At 71.1% G+C, this 18,973-nt stretch carries 16 protein-coding genes; 8 read left to right on the top strand and 8 right to left on the bottom strand.

Going from position 1 to position 18,973, the window contains the following annotated elements:
- Positions 1–5 precede the first annotated feature (5 nt).
- The gene (locus ABD329_RS19175; RefSeq protein ID WP_344316668.1) at positions 6–2,804 is read right to left on the bottom strand and encodes an alpha/beta fold hydrolase; all 2,799 of its coding nucleotides are present in this window, start codon (positions 2,802–2,804) and stop codon (positions 6–8) included.
- A 167-nt stretch (positions 2,805–2,971) separates the two neighbouring features.
- Here ABD329_RS19175 and ABD329_RS19170 point away from each other — a divergent pair, with 167 nt between their 5' ends.
- Both ABD329_RS19170 and ABD329_RS19165 read left to right on the top strand, forming a co-directional pair.
- Positions 2,972–4,240 (top strand): VWA domain-containing protein, encoded by a 1,269-nt coding sequence (locus ABD329_RS19170; RefSeq protein ID WP_198277841.1) that lies wholly within the window; start codon positions 2,972–2,974, stop codon positions 4,238–4,240.
- Positions 4,240–5,115: a hypothetical protein gene (locus ABD329_RS19165; protein WP_198277842.1), complete on the top strand. Its 876-nt coding sequence runs from the start codon at positions 4,240–4,242 to the stop codon at positions 5,113–5,115. The genes ABD329_RS19170 and ABD329_RS19165 overlap by 1 nt, the downstream gene beginning before the upstream one ends.
- Positions 5,116–5,274: 159 nt before the next feature.
- Here ABD329_RS19165 and ABD329_RS19160 read toward each other — a convergent pair whose 3' ends face one another.
- Positions 5,275–5,856 (bottom strand): TerD family protein, encoded by a 582-nt coding sequence (locus ABD329_RS19160; protein WP_214664993.1) that lies wholly within the window; start codon positions 5,854–5,856, stop codon positions 5,275–5,277.
- Between the two features lie 107 nt (positions 5,857–5,963).
- Here ABD329_RS19160 and ABD329_RS19155 point away from each other — a divergent pair, with 107 nt between their 5' ends.
- Together ABD329_RS19155 and ABD329_RS19150 are read left to right on the top strand one after the other, a co-directional pair.
- Entirely contained in the window at positions 5,964–6,332 is a 369-nt protein-coding gene (locus tag ABD329_RS19155; RefSeq protein WP_198277843.1) for a BlaI/MecI/CopY family transcriptional regulator, read from the top strand.
- 197 nt (positions 6,333–6,529) lie between these two features.
- A complete protein-coding gene (locus ABD329_RS19150) occupies positions 6,530–7,246 on the top strand; it encodes a M56 family metallopeptidase (RefSeq protein WP_246618543.1) in 717 nt (238 codons plus the stop codon).
- A gap of 95 nt (positions 7,247–7,341) precedes the next feature.
- Here the strand turns inward: ABD329_RS19150 and ABD329_RS19145 are convergent, their stop codons facing one another.
- The 4 genes from ABD329_RS19145 to ABD329_RS19130 form a co-directional block, all read right to left on the bottom strand.
- Positions 7,342–8,028, bottom strand: a complete 687-nt coding sequence (locus tag ABD329_RS19145) for a DUF305 domain-containing protein (RefSeq protein ID WP_198277845.1) — start codon at positions 8,026–8,028, stop codon at positions 7,342–7,344.
- Between the two features lie 71 nt (positions 8,029–8,099).
- Complete coding sequence (locus ABD329_RS19140) at positions 8,100–8,621, bottom strand: hypothetical protein (RefSeq protein ID WP_309142748.1); 522 nt, start codon at positions 8,619–8,621, stop codon at positions 8,100–8,102.
- 98 nt (positions 8,622–8,719) lie between these two features.
- Positions 8,720–9,199, bottom strand: a complete 480-nt coding sequence (locus tag ABD329_RS19135; protein ID WP_198277846.1) for a YflT domain-containing protein — start codon at positions 9,197–9,199, stop codon at positions 8,720–8,722.
- A gap of 285 nt (positions 9,200–9,484) precedes the next feature.
- Positions 9,485–9,793 carry a hypothetical protein gene (locus ABD329_RS19130; RefSeq protein ID WP_198277847.1) on the bottom strand — a complete coding sequence of 103 codons (309 nt, stop codon included), beginning with the start codon at positions 9,791–9,793 and terminating at the stop codon, positions 9,485–9,487.
- Positions 9,794–9,915: 122 nt separating this feature from the next.
- Between ABD329_RS19130 and ABD329_RS19125 the strand changes: the two genes are divergently transcribed.
- The gene (locus tag ABD329_RS19125; RefSeq protein ID WP_198277848.1) at positions 9,916–10,284 is read left to right on the top strand and encodes an arsenate reductase family protein; all 369 of its coding nucleotides are present in this window, start codon (positions 9,916–9,918) and stop codon (positions 10,282–10,284) included.
- Between the two features lie 183 nt (positions 10,285–10,467).
- On the opposite strand, the gene ABD329_RS19120 is transcribed toward ABD329_RS19125, so the two are convergent.
- Positions 10,468–12,102, bottom strand: a complete 1,635-nt coding sequence (locus ABD329_RS19120) for an AMP-binding protein (RefSeq protein ID WP_198277849.1) — start codon at positions 12,100–12,102, stop codon at positions 10,468–10,470.
- Positions 12,103–12,457: 355 nt separating this feature from the next.
- Here ABD329_RS19120 and ABD329_RS19115 point away from each other — a divergent pair, with 355 nt between their 5' ends.
- Positions 12,458–14,491, top strand: a complete 2,034-nt coding sequence (locus ABD329_RS19115; protein ID WP_198277850.1) for a M6 family metalloprotease domain-containing protein — start codon at positions 12,458–12,460, stop codon at positions 14,489–14,491.
- Positions 14,492–14,544: 53 nt separating this feature from the next.
- On the opposite strand, the gene ABD329_RS19110 is transcribed toward ABD329_RS19115, so the two are convergent.
- Positions 14,545–15,942, bottom strand: a complete 1,398-nt coding sequence (locus ABD329_RS19110; RefSeq protein WP_198277851.1) for a M28 family peptidase — start codon at positions 15,940–15,942, stop codon at positions 14,545–14,547.
- Between the two features lie 303 nt (positions 15,943–16,245).
- Between ABD329_RS19110 and ABD329_RS19105 the strand changes: the two genes are divergently transcribed.
- Positions 16,246–16,809, top strand: a complete 564-nt coding sequence (locus ABD329_RS19105) for a hypothetical protein (RefSeq protein WP_309142749.1) — start codon at positions 16,246–16,248, stop codon at positions 16,807–16,809.
- A gap of 41 nt (positions 16,810–16,850) precedes the next feature.
- Positions 16,851–18,973: type I polyketide synthase (locus tag ABD329_RS19100; RefSeq protein WP_344316667.1), on the top strand; the 2,123-nt coding region annotated here is incomplete at its 3' end.

Here is an 18,973-nt window from a genome sequence, read left to right as displayed (position 1 = left end):
GGAGCTCACGCGGATCCTCCTCCGATCAGCGTCAGGAAGGCGTCTTCCAGGCGCCGGTTGGGCCCGAAGCTGGTCACCGGGACCTCCAGCCGCACCAGCTCGGTGAGCAGGCGCGCCGGGGTGGTCCCGTCGAGCTGGACGAGCAGTCCGTCGGCGGTGCGGCGGGCGGAGGCGACCCCGGGCAGCGCGCCCACCTTGCCCAGCAGGGCCTCGCTCAGCTCACCGTCGTGGCCCACCAGCACACTGCCGCCGTTGCCGGTGATCTCGCCGACCGCGCCCGCCTGGATCAGCCGGCCGCGGTCCATCACGACCAGATGGGTGCAGGACTGCTCGACCTCCGCCAGGAGATGGCTGGAAACAATCACCGTGCGCCCGGCGGCGGCGTACCGGATCATCACCTCGCGCATCTCGCGGATCTGCGGCGGGTCGAGGCCGTTGGTCGGTTCGTCGAGGATCAGCAGATCGGGCAGGCCCAGCATGGCCTGGGCGATGGCCAGCCGCTGCCGCATGCCCTGGGAGTAGGTGCGTACGGCACGCTCCAGCGCGTTGCCCAGGCCCGCGATCTTCAGGGCCTCCTCGATATGGGCGTCGGCGGCGGGGCGGCCGGTGGCCCGCCAGTACAGCTCGAGGTTGGCGCTGCCGGTCAGATGCGGCAGGAAGCCCGCCCCCTCGACGAAGGCGCCGACGCGGGAGAGCACGGGCGCGCCCGGCCTGATGGCCTGGCCGAAGACCCGGATCTCGCCGGCGTCGGGGGCGATGAGCCCCATCAGCATCCGCAGCGTGGTGGTCTTGCCCGCGCCGTTGGGCCCGAGGAGCCCGAGCACCTGCCCCTTCTCGACGCGGAAGGACAGGTCGCGCACCGCGTAGCGGTCGGCGGACTTGGCGTAGCGCTTGCTCAGACCGGTGATCTCCAGGGGCACCTCGGCCAGTTCGGGGTCGGGCGGCGGAGTGGCCGTACGCCGCCTGCCGGTCAGCAGCAGCACGAGCGCCACCACGGCCGCGCCGAGCGGCAGCCCCCACACCCAGGCGGGCAGCGGGGCCGGCTGGGTGTGCACCCCGGGTGCGGTGGGCACCGTCAGACCGCCGTCCGCGAGCCCGACCGTGTAGGTGGCGGGCTCGTCCGGGGAGGCGTAGCCGAGGTCGGTGGAGGCGAGCACGAGCCGCAGCCGGTGACCCGCGATGAGCTCGTGGTCCACGGCGGGCAGCCGCACGGTGACGGTACGGCCCTGCTTCGCGCCGTCGACGCGCACCGGCGCGACCAGCTGCTCGGGCAGTACCTGCTGTCCGTCCGGCCCCACGTCGTAGACTTTGGCGAAGAGCACGGCGTCGTCCGTGTCGGCCTTGACCCGCACCTTCACCTCGGGCGATCCGGTGATCCGCAGGGGCCGGTCGAGCGGCTCCGAGTCGAACCGGGCGAACTGGCCGGGGATGTCGAGGGAGAGGCCGACGCCCAGCGAGGACGCCTGGGACAGCCCGGCGACGCCCGGCACGGTGGAGATGGAGGGCGGCCCCGCCCCGGGCGGGTTGGCGAACGACTGCTCGCGTCCGCGCAGCGCCACCGTGCGGCCGCCGTCGCCGAGGCCGGGGTAGCGGTCGCCGGTGGCGCCGCGCAGCTGGACCGCGCCGTTGGTGGTGTCGATGCCGCCGGTGCGGCTGATCCGGAAGGCGGGTCCGGTGTCGGTGCCCTTGTCGCCCTTGAGGTAGCGGTCGAACCAGGCGCCGGTGCGGGCCGCCACCCGCGAGGTCTCGCGGTCGCCGCCGTCGTGCCCGCCGGCCGTCCAGTCGACGGCGACCGGCGCGCCGTTGGCCCGGATCGCCTTCGCCATGGTGTCGGCGTGGCCGAGCGGGAAGAGGGAGTCGGCCTGCCCCTGGAGGATCAGGGTGGGGACCTTGATCCGGTCGGCGACGGCGGACGGGCTGCGGGCCTCGAGCAGCCGGCGGGCGGCGGCGTCGGGCTTTCCGGCGACCGCGACCCGCTCGTACATCTCGCACAGCTGCTTCTCGAACCGGCCACAGCCCTGGCCCTGGTCCGTCCTGGCCTCTCCCCCGCCGTTCGGACCTCCCGGGTCCGTCTGGGCTCCTTGGCCCGTCCCGCCGCCTCCGCCGCCCTGGCCGCCCTGGCCTCCCGGGCCCATCCCCCCGCCGCCCGCGCCGCCGGCGTCCTCCTGACCGCCCTGGGCGCCGCTGAGGTCGGCCAAGCCGGTGGTGAAGAACAGCCCGGCCCAGAGCTTCTTGTAGACGCCGTTCGGGAAGAGCGCGTCGGCGAGGTTCCAGTAGGTGATCTCGGGCGCGATGGCGTCCACCCGGCGGTCGTATCCGGCGGCGAGCAGGGAGATCGCACCGCCGTAGGAGGCGCCGGCGACGCCCACCCGGGGGTCGCCCTGGCGGTCGAGCCGCACCTCGGGACGTTTCGCCAGCCAGTCGATCAGCCGCCGGACATCGGCCACCTCGCCGTCCGGGTCATTGAGCCCGATCTTCCCCGTGGATCTGCCGAAGCCACGCGCCGACCAGGTCAACACCGCGTATCCGTCGCGGGCGAGTTCCTCGGCGTGGTCGCGTACGTCGTCCTTGCTGCCGCCGAAGCCGTGGCCGAGCAGGACCGCGGGCCTGCGGCCGGTGCCCGCGGTGAAGTACGAGGTGTCGATGCGCGCGCCCGGCATGTCCAGCACGCGGTCCTGGCGGTGCACGGCCGGCCGGTCGCCGGAGGCGGCCACCGCCCAGGTGCCCGCGCCCGCGATGAGGACCGCGGCGGCCACGGCGGCGACCAGGCGCCGGCCCCTCGGCCGGGTCTTTCGGAGATCCATAGGTGAAACCCTAAGAGGAGGAGGCAAACGCCGCGGCTGACACCAGACGGATTCTCGTCCACTCCCCGGGGAGTACCCGGACACCACCCGTACACCCGGCGCGGTATGCCCCGACCGTGGTGGCCGGGCTTTTGGATCAGTCGGATGATGCTCCATAAGATGCGCCGGTGATCATAAAGAAACGTCTGGCGACAGGCGCGTTGGGGCTGCTCGCGGCCCTCGCCTGCGGCCTGATATCCCCTCCCGCCGCGATGGCCGGCGAACCGGCTCCCGATTCCCCCAAGGTCGAGCTGGTGCTCGATGTCAGCGGCTCCATGCGGGCCCGCGACGTCGACGGCGACACCCGGATGGCGGCAGCGAAGCAGGCGTTCAACGAGGTGCTGGACGCCACACCCGAGGAGGTGCGGCTGGGCATCCGCACCCTCGGCGCCAATTACCCCGGCAAGGACCGCAAGGCCGGCTGCCAGGACAGCGAGCGGCTCTACCCGGTGGGCCAGGTGGACCGCACCGAGGCCAAGGCGGCCGTCGCCACACTGCGCCCGACCGGCTGGACGCCCATCGGGCTCGCGCTGCGCGGCGCGTCCAAGGACCTCTCCGGGGGCGAGGGGACCCGCCGGATCGTGCTGATCACGGACGGCGAGGACTCCTGCGGTCTGCCGGACCCGTGTGATGTGGCCCGGGAACTGGCCGCCCAGGGAACCCACCTGGTCGTCGACACGCTCGGTCTTACGCTGGACCGCAAGGTCCGCGAGCAGCTCAGCTGTATCGCCGAGGCCACCGGTGGCACGTATACCGCGATCCAGCACCGGGACCAGCTCTCCAGCCGCATCAAGCAGCTGGTCCGGCGCTCCGCCGACACGCCCGTGGAGACGCCCACGCCGGTGCGGGGCGCCGCGCGGTGCGCGAAGGCCCCGTACCTGGGCTCCGGCCTCTACAGCGACCGGGAGGGCTTCGGGGAACACCGCTGGTACCGGATGCGGGTGGCGCCCGGTCAGGAGCTGCGGGCCTCGGCGAGCGTGGCCGTGGACCGCGCGGTGGACCCGGACTACGGCGTGCTGGTACGGGCGGTGACCCCGGGCGGCCGGGAGCTGGTGCGCGGCAGCGAGGCGGGCAGCGGCCGTACGGACGTCATCTCCAGCGGACTGCGCTATCCGGTCGCGGATGTGGACGACGACGAGGACGAGACGGCGCGGACGGTGTGCGTGGAGCTGAGCCAGTCGTTCTCCGCGCCCGCCTCCGTCAAGCGCGCCCCGGGCCTTCCGGTGGAGCTCGCCGTCGACGTGGTGGACAACGACGATCCGCCCGCCGATGTGGCCGCCTTCGGCCTGGGCCGCGGCTGGGTGCTGCTGGGCGTGCTCACCGTGGGCGGGCTGCTCGTGGGGTTGCTGTGGGGCTGGCTGGCCCGCTGGCGTGTCACCGTCTGGAGGTCCAACTGATGCGAGCCCTGCGTACTCTCGGCGCCGCGCTCACCCTGTGCGCCGCCGCCTGGCTGACCGCCGCCGCACCGGCCGCCGCGGACGGTAAGGACGGCACGGACGGCAAGAGCGGCGCGGAGGCGCCCACCGAGGCGGGGACGGGCTTCCGTACCGCCACCGAGATCAAGCCCGGTCAGCAGGCCACCGCGGCGGCCTCCACCGGCGACTATCTGTACTGGGTGTTCCCGGCCGCCGCCGGGCAGGTCCCCGAGGTCGAGGCGGAGCTGAAGCTGCCCGACGCATCGAGCCGGCACGGCAGCGCCACCTGGCAGCTGGATGTCTACGACGGTCTCCGTCGCCACCAGCCGTGCGCCTCGGGCACCCCGGCGCGCCGGGCGTCCCAGCAGGACGAGACGGTCACCGTGAGCTGCACCCTGCGCCAGGTGCGGTCCTGGTCCGAGCGCTGGGCCAACGACCCTCTCCAGGGCGCGTATTACGTGCGGCTCACCGTCGTCGATCTGCCTGCCCAGGACCTCGGGCTGCCGATCGACGCCGAGGTCGAGGCGTCCGTACGGGACGGGGGCGGGGCGCACGCCGACGGCGGGGACGTGACACCGCTCAATCCGGTGCTGCGGGCCGGAACGGCCCCCGGGACGGATTCCGAGCCGCCGGACGACGACACGGCCTCGGATTCCACGGACGACAAGGGCGGGCAGGTCCCGCACGCGGTCGCCGAACCGGAGGACGGCTGGGGCTCCGGCTGGTGGTCGGACCGCTGGGTGTGGACCGTGATCGGCGCGGCGCTGGCGGCGCTCGCCGGGGTGGGCGGCTACACCCTCACCCGGGGGCCGCGCTCGCCGGGCCGTCCGCCGACCGGGCCAGGATCCGACATCTGACCCGATGTCCGGAATCGACGCGGGGCCCGCACGGCGATCGTGCGGGCCCCGCGCCGCACCGGACCCCGGCGGCCCGGCCTCTCGGGAAGCCCTTGGGAAGCCCTTGGGAAGCCCTTGGGAAGCCCTTGGGAAGCCCTCGGGAAGTCGGAGCCCGGACGCTCAGGAATAGTCCTTCCCCATGAGCTGCCCAAAGCCCTCGGGATCCGCGTCGAATCCACGAATAGCGCTCTGAATTCCCCATTCCCCCGCGTCGTCCCGGGTGAATACCGCGACCGTGGCGGAAGTGGCTTCTGAGACACCGGTGAAGTCGCTCGTCATGAGTTCGGTGTATCCGTTGAGAATCCGGACACTGGTGTTCGGAACATCCCCGAACGTCTTCCGCCCCGAGCCCTGCTGGATGGTTATCCCGACGACCACCCGCGCGTATTCGGACGACAGCCGTTCCAGCTCGAGGGTCATGGACTCGTCGGTGCCAAGGCCCTGACCGGTACGGCTGTCCCTGTTGAGGTTGATGGTGCCGTCCGGTGAGCGGCTGTCGAAGTGGACCAGGTACGCGGGCGCACCGTACGGATCGGCGGCGCGGTACGTCCCGGCCACGATGTCGAGATCATGGGGCGGCTCACCGAGGGGACTCGGATCCCACTTGAGCGCCACCTCGATTTTCTGAAGCCCCTTGTTGAGACCAGTCACCCGGACTTCCCTTCCCTCGAACCGTGCGGATTTGAATGCGCGTGACGTCAAGCCTATCGCGGGCAGGGCGAGTTGAGGATTTTTCCCCAGCCGGGTGCGGCGCCCCGCCGAGGGGTCTCTACTATGGGCCTCCGTACTAACGGCGGAAGGAAGCGTCCATGCGACGGTTGGGGGAGCTCGAGGCGGAGATCATGGACCGCCTCTGGGCTTGGCAGCGTCCCACGACGGTGCGGGAGATCGTGGACGACATCAACGAGCACCGTCCGGTCGCCTATACCACGGTGATGACCGTCGCCTCCATCCTCTACAACAAGGGCTGGCTGCTGCGCGCCAAGGAGGGCCGGGCGTGGGTGTACTCACCGGTCCGCAGCCGCGAGGAGTACACCGCGGCACTGATGGAGGACGCGCTCGGCACCAGCGAGGACCGCTCCGCCGCCCTCGCCCACTTCGTCGAGCAGATGGGCCCCGAGGAGGTCAGCGCGCTGCGCAAGGCCCTGCGGGCCGCGGGGCGGCGGACCAAGGCGTGACGGCCGCCCTCGCCCTGGCCTGCTATTCCGCCGTCGTCGGCGCAGTGGCCCCCAAGGCGCTGGCGCACAGCACCTGGCCTTATCGCGCCCCCGCCTTGGCGGTTGCCGTTTGGCATGGGTTGGTCCTGTCGTTCACCATCGCGCTGGCTCTGACCACTTATCACCTCGTCACCCCAACTTGGCATCTTCATAATGGAATGTCCGGCTTGCTCCGGTTCTGTGGATTGACGCCGGACGCCCGGATCCCGGGCACTGGCCCGATCGGCGTTCCGGCCATCGCCGTACCGGCCTCGGTGGCGCTGATCCCACTCGCGTTCTTCGGCCACGAGGTGCTGCGGGCCCGGCGCGTCCGCGCCCGCCACCGGAGCGTTCTGGACCTGGTCGGCCGGCGCTCGGCGCGGCTGCGCGCCACCGTGCTGGACCATGACACGCCCGCGGCCTACTGCCTGCCCGGCCGCAGGCCGCGGATCGTGGTGAGCGCGGGCGCGCTGCGGCTGCTCTCCCCCGTACAGCTGGAGTCCGTACTGGAGCATGAGCGCGCGCATATCGCGGGCCGCCACCATCTGGCGCTGGCCGCCACGGAGGCGTTCGCCCGGGTGTTCCGGTGGCTGCCGCTGGCGCGCGAGGCCAGGGCACAGACGGCACTGCTGCTGGAGATGGCCGCGGACGACCGCGCGCTGCGCCGCCATCCGCGCCAGGCTCTCGTCTCCGCCCTCTACACGATGGCGGCGGGCCAAGCCCCCCATGCCCCCGGCGGAGCCTTCACCGTCGGCGGACCGGGCGCCGTGGTCCGGCTGCGGCGGATGCTGGACGCCCGGCGGCGTCCGCATCCGGCACTGTGCGGCGTGGTGGCCGCGGTCGCGGCGGGCTTACCGCTGCTGCCGCCCGTCCTGGGCTGCGTCCCCGGGATGTAGCACTCCAGGGACGCCCCAGGGCCCGCCCCGGGCCATACGGAGGGACCCGCAGGACCCGGGGCGGGGTGTGACGCGACTCAGCGCCGTGACGTGCCTCAGAGCCGGTCGAGCAGCGTCCGCAAGGTGGCGACCTCGGTGGACTGGTTCTTCACGACGTCATCGGCGAGCTTCTTGGCCTTGGCGTTACGGCCGTTCTTCTTCTCGTCCTTGGCCATGGCGATCGCACCCTTGTGATGGTCGATCATCATGCTCGCGAAGGCCCGGTCGAAGGCGGACCCCTTGGCGGCCTTGAGCTTGCGCATGTCCTCCTCGGACATCATTCCGCCCATGGCGCTCTTATCGCTTGCGCCGTGGTGCATTCCGGGCATCTCGCCCGAGGATGCCTTCTCCGGCTCACCCCAGCCCTTGAGCCACGACTTCAGGGTGGTGATCTCCGGGTCCTGAGCCTTCTCGATCTGCCCCGCCAGGCTCTTGATCCGCGCGTTCGACGCGCGGTCGTCGGCCAGCCCGGCCATCTCCAGGGCCTGCTCATGATGCGGGATCATCATCTGCGCGAAGCTGACGTCCGCGTCGTTGAACGCGCCCGCGGCCGAGCTCGCGGTCGCCTCGGAGGTGGAGGTCACCTCGGAAGTGGCGGACTCCTTCGCGCTCGCATGGTCCATGCCCTTCGTGTCGCCATCGCCACCGCAGCCGGCGAGCAGCAGCCCTCCGGCGGCGACGATGCCCACGAGTGCGAGACGGCGGTGAAGCGGCCGACGCGGGACACGTGTGAATACGGTCATGTCGATATACCTCTTTTTGCCAAGTGTTGACTGTTCCATGGGGCGTACCGGCGCTTTACGCGCGGTTCGGCCTATATCCGCAGAACAGACAGGGCAGTGAGGTCGGGGCCGGGCGAGGGAGGATCGGGGCGCGCGACGACGGCCGCAGCCACGGGAAGCCTCAGCGGCGGACCACTCCGGCGGGCGAGCACGGCGTGCAGGAGCGCTCCGAGCACCCAGACGCCGAGTACCGCGACGCACAGCGAGGCCATGTCCATACCGGTCATGGGTTCGCGTGGCTTGGTCTCGGGCGCGGCCGGGGCATGTCCGTCCTCGGCGGACGGGGCGGGAGCGGCCCGCCGCGGCCCGGTGTCGGTGACGGCCGTAACGCCGCCGTACGTCGCGGGGGCGCCGTTGTGCGCCGCGGGGGCGCCGCTGTGCCCCGCGGGGCGCATCTCACCGGACGCATGGCCCGTCGAATGGGTCATGCCCGAGCCGGAGCCGCCGCCTGGGTGACCCAGGGTGTGCATGACGAAGACCCCGAGCGCGAGCACGACGACGAGCAGGATCCGCGGAAGGACTCCGTCCGCGCGCATGCTCCCGCCGGTGGTCACCGTCGCTCCTCGGGTTCGGTGTGATCTCTCTCGGAGCCACACCCTACTCCTAATGTCGTTAGTACGTGCGCGGACCCCCCGAAAGCCCCCGGAGCCGCTCAGCCCTCCCGCATCGCCAGCCTGGCCAGCATGTTCTTCGCGTCATCGGCGACCTGGGCGTCCGCGACCACGTCATAGCGCGCGGCCACGATCTGGCTGCGGGACGCGAAATCGCGCCGCCCTCCGGTCATGGCATGCCCGACGAAACCGAAGATCGCGCCGAACACCGCACCGTAGACCAGACCGCTCACCAGCAGCACGATCACGTTGTGGGCGCCCGCCGCGAACACGGACAGCAGCAGCCCGATCAGCAGCCCGAACCAGGCCCCCGTACCGGCACCCGCGAGCGCTGCCCGACCCCTGGTCAGCCGCCCGAGGACGGTCTCGACCATCCGGAGGTCCGAGCCGATGATCGCCGTGTGCTCCACCGGGAACTTGTTGTCGGACAGGAAGTCCACCGCGCGCTGGGCCCCGGCATAGGTCGGGTACGAGCCGACGACCGGGCGGTCGACCACCTCCGACGGCGGTTGCTGGGTCATCGCTGACTCCCTCCGTCAAGGAGAGCGTGCGCCCACGCCTGCCCCCTCGCAACGGGAGCGGGGCGGGGCAGCGCGGAGAGTGGCGGGGAAGCGCGGAGAGAAACCCCCCGAGGAACCGCGCAGCCGGATATCCGGAACGGCCACCACGGCTCTCCGCGGAACGTTTTCCCGGCACCTCGTCATCCCGCAATTCCGTCCGGCCCGACACCGCGCGATTCCCGGAAGAGCCTCCGGTTCCTTTCCACCGAGCGGAAAGGAACCGGAGGCGCGGCGACCTTACGGTTATCAGCCGCAGGCGGCGCGGTCGGTGTGGTGGGTGGTGTGGTCGGTGCGGATGAGGGAGCGCACCATCCGGCAGGTGGTGTCGGACGGCGGATGCACCCCGATCCGGGTGGCCGTGGACCGTATCTTGCGGTTGGATGCCTGCTCGGGGCGGTAGACACCGGAGTTGAGCAGCGCGATGGCCAGGCGCATCGCCTTCAGACGGCGGTTGTGGGACTCGTACCACTCACGCGGGCGCCCGGCCGGCATCCGCTTCTTCGGCAGGGTGGGAAAGGTCGGAAGATCCTGAAGAGGGGGTCCGGCAACGGCCATCGGCAACCTCCTGAGTCGGTCGGGAAACCTTCCCGTCAACTCCCTCCATTCTACGGCCGGGTACTGACAAAGACCCCTGGTCAGACCCCGTTCCAAGGCGCTTTCGCGGTACCGTGTGCGACATGGAGATCTGGATCAATCCGGCATGCTCGAAGTGCCGTAGCGCGCTCACCCTGCTCGACGCGGAGGGCGCCGGTTACACCGTGCGCCGCTATCTCGAGGACGTACCGAGCCAGGACGAGATCCGCGCGGCGCTCGACCGGCTCGGGCTGGAGCCGTGGGACATCACCCGCACCCAGGAGGCGGCCGCGAAGGAGCTGGGGCTGAAGGACTGGCCGCGTGATGAGAGCGCCCGGGACCGCTGGATCGCGGCGCTCGCCGAGCACCCCAAGCTCATCCAGCGGCCCATCATCACGGCGGACGACGGTTCGGCGGTGGTGGGGCGCACGGAGGAGGCGGTGCGGGAGGCGCTGTCCCGGTCCCGCGGCTGACCTCGGGGCCAGGTCACCGGGCCACGCCACGGAGCCACGCCTCAGGACCACGGAAACGCCCCGGCGCCCCGTGTGCGAACACGGAGCGCCGGGGCGTACTCGGTCCCCGGGGCGTACGCGGTCCCCGGGGCGTACGCGGTCCCCGGGGCGTACGCGGGGCCCGCTACCTCACGCCGGACGTGCTCAACGGCTCCGCGGCGCGGGCTGCTGCGGGCGCAGCAGGAACCGCTGCGTCTTACCGCTGGAGGTCTTCGGCAGCTCGGACACGAAGTGCACCTGCCGCGGATAGGCGTGCTTGGCGTACCGCTCCCTGACCAGCTGTTGCAGCTCGGCCGCGAGCGCGTCGCCCGCCTCGACCCCCGGGCGCGGCACGACGAACGCCTCGACGACCTCGCCGTACTCCTCGTCCGGTACGCCGACCACGGCGGCCTCCGCCACCGCGGCGTGCTCCAGCAGCACGGTCTCCACCTCGAAGGGGCCGATGCGGTAACCGGCCATCAGGATGATGTCGTCGCCGCGCCCGGAGAAGAACAGATGGCCCTCCTCGTCGCGGGCGGCGGTGTCACCGGTGTAGAACCAGCGCCCGTCGGGGCTGAACTTCTCGGCGGTCTGCTCGGGGGCGTCGCGGTAGCCCTTGAACCACATCAGCGGGCTTTCGGCGATGTCCACCACGACCCGGCCGGGGATGTCCACGCGGGCCAGCGCGGAGTTGGTGTCCTCGCGGAGGATCTTCATTTCCCAGCCGGGCAGCGGACGGCCCATGGAGCCGGGCTTGATCTCCTCGCGCAGGGCCGGGTGCCAGGCGTGGGCGATCACCATGCCCAGCTCGGTCGAGCCGTAGTGGTCGCGGACGGGCACACCGAGCGTCTCGAGCGCCCAGTCGACGACGTCCGGGGGCAGCGGTTCGCCCGCCGCGGAGCAGCAGCGCAGCCGCAGACCGGCGGGGGCGGGAACCCCGGAGGCGCGCAGCTTGCGGTAGACGGTGGGCCCGGCGGCGAAGTTGGTGACCCCGAAGCGGGAGAGCACCTCCCAGGTGGACTCCGCGGAGAACAGGCCGTTCAGCAGCAGTCCGCGCTGCCCGAGGGCGAGGGGCCCGATGAGCGCGTAGTACAGGCCGTACGCCCAGCCCGGGTCGGCGGCGTTCCAGAAGACGTCGGTGGGCCGGTGGTCCAGGCCGAACTGCTGGTACATGGCGAAGCTCGCGACCGCCCGCAGCGGGATCGGGACGGCCTTCGGCGTGCCCGCGGTGCCCGAGGTGAACAGCTCCACGATGAGCCCGTCGCCGCCCACGGCCGCGGACTCGCTCAGCGGGTCGTGCCCCTCGGCCAGCTCCGCGAAGGACAGATCGGCCCCGGTGACCGGCCCGGTGGTGACGATCCGCCAGGGGCGTTCGCCGGGGAAGCCCGACTCCGGGTCCAGCTTGGGGCGTTGATCGGCGTCGGTGATCACGACCTTGGTGTCATTGCCCGTGATCCGCAGCGCGATGGCCGGTGGGGCGAACGCGGTGAACAGCGGCACCTGGACGGCCCCGAGCCGCCAGATCGCAAGGCTCGCGACCAGCAGTTCGGCGGATTTGCCCATCAAGGTGGCGACGCGGTCGCCCACTCCGACTCCCTGGGCGGCCAGGGCACCGGCCATCCGCGAGGAACGGTCACGAAGCTCCCCGTACGTCATGTCATGGCCGGTCATGTCCTTGCCCACCACCGTGAACGCGACGGCGTCGTCCGGGTGCCTGTCGCACAGCAGGTACGCGGTGTTCGCCGCAGGCTCACCGAAGGTCTTGAGCAGGTCAGCCATGCGCTGTTCTGGGCTGGTCAAGAGGGCTCCTAGTGCTGGTATCCACGAATCGCGCCGGACGGGAGGGAGGGCCGGTGCCCGGCTTCGGGCGAGCGCGGACGCACCTCGGGGGCGCGAGCGCACTTCGCCTTCCGGGGTGGGCTGTTCCCGGGTCGCGCTGACGAAGTCCCAGGCGGCGGCAGCTCCCGTTGGCCGGTACACGCTATCGCGCTTTCCGACCGGCGTCCCGACGCACTCCGGCAGTCCCCATGCGCTCCGGTGCCCCGAGGCACTCTGGCGTCCCTCCTTTCCCCGTCCTACCTTTGGGCAGCGGTAGGCATACCGCTCGCACGGCTTGTCATGTCTGAGCTCCGAGACGCCCGACACGAGGTGAGCCTTGATCCTCCCCCGAAGACCCGTCGGCCGGTTGACCGTCGTCGCCACCGTCCTCGCCACCGCGGCGGCGATCGCCGCCGGACCCGCGCGGGCCACCCCCGACGGCACCCCGTCGGCCGGTCCCGCCCGGCCGTCGCTGGTGCGGCCGATCGATCCGCAGCAGTGGCGCAACCCCGACGACATGACCTGGGCCGATTACCGCGCGGTCCCCGGGACCCGCTGGGCGGACCCCGCCGTCAAGCCCACCCAGCGCACCTTCAAGGGCGCGCTGGTGCTCCTGGACTATCCGGACGAGGAGTTCACGGTCAGCCGGCCGGCCCGGTCCACTCTGTTCGGCAATCCGCAGCCGAGCGCCTCCGATGTTCCGCGCGGCCGCCTCCCGCGCTTCTACCAGGACTTCCTCAACACACCTGGGCCGCTGAACAACGGTCACACCATCAACGAGTACTGGATGGAGGACTCCGGCGGCCGCATCGGTGTCGATCTGACCGCCTTCGGTGTGTACCGCATGCCGGGCAAGTCCTATCAGTACGGCGTCGAGGACTCGATGAACCCGGGTGCCTGCCCGGCCGGGGACACCTGCGGCAAGGACATCCGGGAGGACGGCAAGGCCGCCTGGGTGGCCGATGTCGGCGCCGACAAGGCGGATTCGTTCGACTTCGTCTTCTATCTCACGGCCGGCCAGGACGAGTCGTCCACCTGGCAGGAGTTCGGCCCGATGAAGTTCCCGGGCGCACCGGACATACCCGCCGCCTGGGGGCCACCGGCCGCGGCGGGCGACAACTCCGCGCGGACCCGCTATGTGCCGTGGACGTCCTGGCAGGCCGCCGCCCGTATCTGGCCCAACGCCGCCGACGGGTCATCGGTGCAGGCCGAGAGCTCCGGTATGGCCGTGTACGCCCATGAGCTCAGCCACATCCTGGGTATCGGGGACAACTACAACAACCCGTACGGCACACCCCTCAGCCGTTCGTACACCGGTATCTGGAGCATGCTCTCCCGCGGCTCCTTCAACGGCCCCGGCGGACCGCACACCCGCTGGCGGATCCCCGCCACGGCCGGGGGCTCGATGGGCTCCCAGCATGTGCTGCGCGACAAGCTGAAGCTCGGGATCGTGGACGAGAAGAACGTGCTGCGGCTGGACCGCGACGCGCTGAAGGGCTCCGGCCTCGTCGTCGCCCGGGTCACCGCACGCTCGGCGCCACCGGGCGAGAAGGGGCTCTCCGGGGTCAACATCACCATGGGCGGCGACCTGTCGGAGCCCTGCGACAACGGCACCGACCCGCTGTGCGACGGCGGCGGCTACGACAACTACACCGTCGAGGTCGTCGACCGCATGGGGATGGACTCGTTCACCCCGGACCACGGGGTGCTGCTGGCCAAGACCAAGAACAAGGACCGGGCCCCGTTCGCCTGGGTGGTCGACGCCCACCCCGAGGACATCGACCTGGTGGACTTCCGGCGCCCCGACGGCACCGACCAGAAGATCACCATGGGCGACTACCGGCAGCTCAGCGATGCGCTCTTCCACGCCGGAGCCGACTCCGGCAGCCAGTACGAGTACGTCGACCGGGCCAACCGGCTGCACTTCTATGTGCTCGACCTCAAGCGCGACAGGTCCGGGGTGCTCTCGTACACCATCGCCGTGAAGTCCCTCGACGGCGCCGGACCGCAGCGGCGCGGCGTGGCCCTGCACCGCGGCGAGGCCAAGGGGGATCCCTCCCGCTCCCGGGCCGTGTGCACCTTCGGCCTGGACAACACCGGACGCGCCACCGGGGACCGGACGACGACTCCGGCCACATCGGTGGACTCGGATGTCTACCGGCTGTCGGCGAGGGCCTTCGGCCGCGGCTGGTCCGCCTGGCTGCCCAACCGTCTCGCCACCGCCAGGGCCGGTGGCTCGGTGGAGGTGGAGGTGGCGGTGGCCGCGAAGAAGGGTGCCGAGCGGCGGGGCGCGGTCGTCCTCACCGCCCGCTCCGAGAGCGATCCGCATCGAACCGCCAAGGCGCTGTGCCGGCTGTCGGGTCGCCGGTAGGGCGACGGGTGGCGGCCCGCCGGAACTCGGCGGGCCGTCCCCGTTCGGCGGTCCTACTCCGTCCCGTCGGCCGCGGTCTGGATCGGCACCCGGAGGGTGCCGGGCTCACAGCCCGCCGTACCTGCGATGATCCGCGCCGCCCCCTTGGTGAGCGGCACCAGGCTCTGCTCGTCCACCTTGTCCGGGGTGTCCCGCGGATCGAAGATGTACATGGGCGTGGTGATCAGCTGCACCAGCGGCACACCCGTGTAGTAGAAGTAGGCGCCGTCGGTGGCCGGGTTCGGCGCGAAGGCGGTCGGCGACAGGATCCACGAGCGGCGCAGGTCCTCCGCCGCGAGCGACTCGGCGACCAGCTGCTCCAGCTGGGGCGCCTGGGTGGTGAACCACCAGCGCACCTCGGGGTCGTCGGTGGGCACGACCTCCCCGTCGACCACCTCGGCCTGGCGTGCCGCGTGTTCCAGATGCATTTCGAGGACGACCTGGGGGAACAGCTCGGGGTGCGCCGCGATGAACGCCTGGGTGCCCGCCGCGCCCGCCATGTGGCCCGACGTCAGCACGAACAGCATGTTGTGCGGCCGCAGTTCCCGGGGCACCGACGCCCAGAATTTCGCCTGCGCCAGGACGAGCGCCACCCCGGAGGCGTCCTCCACGGCCGACGCCCAGGGACCGTCGTGGTGTGAGCCGACGATCACCCAGTGGTCGGAGGCGCCGGGCAGGGTGCCCACCACATTGTGGGTGGTCTCCTCGGTGATGGTGGCATCGGAGACGATCCGGCCCTCGCACTCCCCCGAGGCCATCAGCTCGCGGACCCGCTGCCCGTCCTTGCCACTCAGCCAGATGCCCGGGACGGAGCGCCGCTCGGCGTCATAGGGCCAGTAGAAGTCGCTGGTCTCCCAGGGCAGTCCGGTGAGCAGGCCGACATAGGCCGTGGCGCCGTCCTTGATGGCGATGTCGAAGTCCAGCACATGGGGAAGGTCGAAGGGCACGGTCTGGACGAGGTCGGGGAACACGCCCTCGGGGTCGTAGGAGGCCGTGGCGCGGGCCTGCACCTCGGTCTGCGGCAGCCGGGTGAAGCCGATCTCCTGGACCGCGATGGAGCCCCGCACCTCCCCGTCCTCCATCCGCACCAGCCGGCCCTCGGTGCCCTCGGTCGGGGTGGTGTACGGCAGGGCGAGTCCCTCAAAGCGGATGACCTCATCGGGCCGGCCGGTGGGCCAGATCTCGAAGGCGGCGGACCGCGGCCGCCAGATGGGCGTGTCCAGCGGCTCCAGCCGTACGTCCTCCAGGCCCGTCTCCCGGAACTGTTCGGCGGCCCACTCCTCGGTCCAGCCGTCCGCCGGATAGCCCGCCCGGCGAATGCCCTGGCTGACGATCAGTTCGATCCAGGCCATCATCTCCTTCGAGGTGGGCGCCCGATCGATGTACTTCTCCAGCTCCGGCCAGCCGCTCATCGTCATCCTCCTCATCGCCATGGTCGGCATTCATGGTCGGTGGGCGGGCTAAAGCTGGCCTAATGCGATGCCACGTCCCGTCCGGGAGGAGGCCAAGCCGGGCGTTAGACCCACTTTGGCGACGGCACAAATGATGGTCGCCGTATCCGGACAAGCCGCCGATCAGGTGGCTCAGCCGCAGGTCAGCGCCCGATTGACGGTTGGGAGTCGAGTGTGCGTACCGAAAGCTCGGAGCAACGGGGACGGAAACCGCGGGACACGGCCAGGCGGCGGAGGTGGACCCGGCAGGTCCCGGCCGGTGTCGTGGGCGTGGCCGCGGTGAGCCTGATCGCCCTCACCGTCTCCCCGGTGAACGCCGAGCCCGATACCAGAGCCAAACCGCCGCGCGGCGGGAATCCGCTCCCCGCTCCCCCGCAGATCCGCGACCTGGACTTTCTGCTCGGCTCCTACACCTGCGACTACACCCCGCCGCCGGGCGGAAAGCCGGCGGTGCTGAAGCTGAACACCAAGCGGGCCATGGGCGGGCATTACCTCTACACGGACGCCACGCTCGAACCCGGCAGTGTGGTCGGCCGTTCATCCTTCGGATGGAATCCCGTGGACGGGACATTCATCACCCAGTACCACGACAACTGGGGTTCCTCCGGAAACTACACCTCGTCCGGCTGGAAGGACGGCCACCTGATATTCAAGGGGCCGCTCACCCAGGTGATCACACCGAATGCCTCCGGGCAGACGACGGGCGTGAAGCTGGACCTCAAGGATGACTACCAGGTGCTCGGGCCAGGGCATTTCAAGGACACCACGAGCTTCACCTTCCCCGACGGAAGTACTTTGCAAGGCAGTTACGACTGCCACCGCCAATAGCGTTCAGCATTCCGGACCGAGGGAAATGGGGGTGGCCGACCATGGCGAGCAATGAAGAGAAGCTGCTCGACTATCTGAAGCGGGTGACGGCGGATCTCCGGCAGACGCAGCGCCGTCTGAAGGATGTCGAGTCCGCGGGGCACGAGCCGGTCGCCATCGTGGGAATGTCCTGCCGCTTCCCCGGAGGCGTACGGTCCCCCGAAGAGCTGTGGGAACTGGTCGCGACGGAGCGGGACGCCATTTCGGAACTCCCCACCGACCGCAATTGGGATCTGGAGAACCTCTTCCACCCCGACCCGGAACACCCGGGGACGAGTTATACGCGCGAGGGCGGCTTCATCGACGACCCCGCGGGATTCGACGCCGCGTTCTTCGGCATCAGCCCCCGCGAGGCCCTTGGGATGGCGCCGCAGCAGCGGCTGGCCCTGGAGGCGTCCTGGGAGGCCATCGAGCACGCCGGGGTCGACCCGGAGTCGCTGCGGGGCAGCCGGACCGGCACCTTCATCGGCTGCGATCACCTCGACTACTGCTCCGACGCCTCCCAGGTGCCCGAGGGCTCGGCCGGCTACTTCACCATCGGCAACTCCGCCAGCGTGGTGTCCGGCCGGGTGGCGTACACCCTCGGTCTCGAGGGGGCCGCGGTGACGGTGGACACCGCGTGCTCCTCCTCCCTGGTCGCCATGCATCTGGCCTGCCAGGCGATCCGGCAGGGCGAATGCGACATGGCGCTCGCCGGGGGCGTGGCCGTCATGTCCTCGACCGCACCGTTCATCGGCTTCAGCGAGCTGCGCGGGCTCGCGCCGGACGGCAGGTCCAAGGCGTTCTCGGCCAACAGCGACGGCATGACTCTGGCCGAGGGCGTGGGCGTCCTGCTGCTGGAACGGCTGTCGGACGCGCGGCGCAACGGCCACCGGGTGATGGCTGTGATCCGGGGCACGGCGGTCAACCAGGACGGCTCCAGCAACGGCCTGACCGCGCCGAACGGACCCTCGCAGCAGCGGGTGATCCGGCAGGCGCTCGCCAACGCCCGGCTGTCGGCGTCCGAGGTGGACGCGGTGGAGGCACACGGTACGGGTACGTCGCTGGGCGATCCGATCGAGGCCCAGGCGCTGCTGGCCACATACGGGCAGGAGCGGCCCGAGGGGCGCCCGCTGTGGCTGGGGTCCATCAAGTCCAACATCGGGCATGCGCAGATGGCCGCGGGCGCGGCCGGGGTCATCAAGATGGTGATGGCCATGCGCCACGAGGTGCTGCCCGCCTCACTGCACATCGACGAACCCACACCCCATGTGGACTGGAACGCGGGCGATGTCCATCTGCTGACCGAGGCCCGGGAGTGGCCGCGGGGCGAGCATCCGCGACGGGCGGGGGTCTCATCGTTCGGCATCAGCGGGACGAACGCCCATCTGATTCTGGAGCAGGCCCCGGCGGGGGCCGCTGAGACGGGGCCGGTGGAGTCGCTGAAGCCGGTGGATGAGCGTCCGGTGCCGTGGGTGGTGTCGGCGCGCGGTACGGAGGCGTTACGAGGCCAGGCGCGGGCGCTGGTGGCACGGGTGAACGCCGATCCCGAGGTGAGTGCCGCCGAGGTGGGCTGGTCCCTGCTGCGGTCCAGGACGCTCTTCGACCACCGCGCCGTGGTCATCGGCCAGGACCGCGAGGAACTGGTGGCAGGGCTTGAGGCGCTGGCCGCCGGAGAACCACATCCGGGTCTCGTGCACCCCGGCGGGGCCGCCGAGGCCACCGGTCAGACGGTGTTCCTGTTCAGCGGGCAGGGCAGCCAACGCCCCGGCATGGGCGCCGAACTCTACGACCGCTTCCCCGTCTTCGCCGAAGCCTTCGACGAGGTGTGCGGCCTGCTCGATCCACACCTGGAACACCCGCTACGGCAGGTGGTCTTCGACACCGACCAAGAGCGTAACGGGCTGCTGGACCACACCACCTACGCCCAAGCCGGGCTGTTCGCCCTGCACATCGCCCTGGCACGACTCCTCGACTCCGTCGGCGTACGCCCCGACGCCGTCATCGGACATTCCATCGGCGAGATCGCCGCCGCCCATATCGCCGGGATCTTCGACCTCCCCGACGCCTGCCACCTCGTCGCCGCCCGCGCCACCCTCATGGGAGAACTCCCCACCGACGGAGGCATGGCCACCATCGCCGCCAC

The organism is Streptomyces javensis, from assembly GCF_039525925.1.
GTDB classification, from domain to species: domain Bacteria; phylum Actinomycetota; class Actinomycetes; order Streptomycetales; family Streptomycetaceae; genus Streptomyces; species Streptomyces asiaticus.
Note: the sequence above shows the minus strand (reverse complement) of the source record. Positions and strands in the feature narration are given on the sequence as shown.